This window comes from Streptomyces sp. NPDC002130 (assembly GCF_040296465.1).
In the GTDB taxonomy this organism is placed as follows: domain Bacteria; phylum Actinomycetota; class Actinomycetes; order Streptomycetales; family Streptomycetaceae; genus Streptomyces.
The window spans coordinates 1-1,314 of the sequence record NZ_JBEOXI010000922.1 but is presented as its reverse complement, the minus strand read 5'-3'; the positions used below and the strand labels follow the sequence as shown (position 1 = coordinate 1,314).

Annotated in this window: 2 protein-coding genes; one reads left to right on the top strand and one right to left on the bottom strand. The window is 58.6% G+C overall.

The window, feature by feature from the left end:
- Nucleotides 1-375 (bottom strand): nuclear transport factor 2 family protein (locus ABT116_RS47005; protein ID WP_351647485.1); only part of this gene is annotated, 375 nt, incomplete at its 3' end.
- Between ABT116_RS47005 and ABT116_RS47000 the strand changes: the two genes are divergently transcribed.
- On the top strand, nt 346-1,314 hold a 969-nt coding region (locus ABT116_RS47000), incomplete at its 3' end, for an oleate hydratase (RefSeq protein WP_351647483.1). The genes ABT116_RS47005 and ABT116_RS47000 overlap by 30 nt on opposite strands.

Below are 1,314 nucleotides of genomic sequence, written 5' to 3'. Positions count from 1 at the left end.
ACGCGGTCCAGGCCCTTCGGGGTTGACGAAGCGGCCCTCGTCCGAGCGGGTCCACTCTCGTACGGCCCATCGCTCCTTGATCGCCCAACGACCGTCGCGTCGCTCCATGTGGTCGATGAATCGCGCACCGCTGGTGAAGTTGACCATCCCGATGCCTTCGGGACCGCCCCAATGTGTGGACATCGAATACGCCTCGCTGATCGCCTGGTCGCCGTGTAGTTCGACCAGGTGGTTGCCGATGTGATGCATCGTGCCGCCGATCGCCGAGAGTTTCGGTGTGACCCAGGCGATGTACTCGTCTATGTTGCCGTCGAAACCGGTGTGGTGGACAACCCGGGAAAGTCGGTGACGGATGACATTCTCGATTTCGACCACGCGCATCCGACACACGACGTTGCACGGTTGATCGACCGCGACGGTATTCGCAACAAGGGCGAGAACGACTACAAGCACATGCAATTCGACAACAAGGATCGGTACTTGTTGACGAAGCTGATGACGATGCCGGAGTCGGACGAGGCAAAACTCGACGACATCAGTATCGAGCAGTGGTTCGAGGACACTCCGCACTTTTTCACCACCAACTTCTGGTACATGTGGGAGACCACATTTGCGTTCAAGCGGGTGAGTTCGGCGATGGAGCTGCGCCGGTACATGAATCGAATGATTCTCGAGTTCAGTCGCATTCAGACTCTCGCGGGTGTCACCAGGTCCCCGTACAACCAGTACGAGAGCATCATCTTGCCGATGCGGACCTTCCTCGAAGGCAAGGGTGTGAAGTTCGTCAACGAACTGAAGATCACGGAGTTCGTGTTCAAGGACACTCCGCTTCGCGACGAGATCACCGTGACGGGACTCGACTACGAGAACGTCCGCACCGGTGAGAAGGGCCGAATCGACGTAGCGGAGGGCGATTTCGTCTTCGACACCAACGGCAGCATCACCGACAGTTCGTCGATCGGCGATCTGGATACCCCGATCGTGGAAGACATGAGGTACGCGCCGAGTGCGCTGCTGTGGAAGCAGGCAACCGAGCACTTCTACGATCTCGGGAATCCCGACAAGTTCTTCGGAGATCGGGAGCAGAGTGAGTGGACCAGCTTCACCGTCACCACCTCGTCACACGAGCTCATCAACGAGATTTCCCGAATCACCAAGCAGCTCCCCGGAAATGCGCTCAACACCTTCGTGGACTCGAACGTACTTCTGTCGATCGTGGTTCACCATCAGCCGCACTATCACGCTCTACGCCGGTACCGGCTCGATCCCGGCGATCTCCAGCTCACGGCCGCTGCGCAGGTCGTTGGAGGGCTG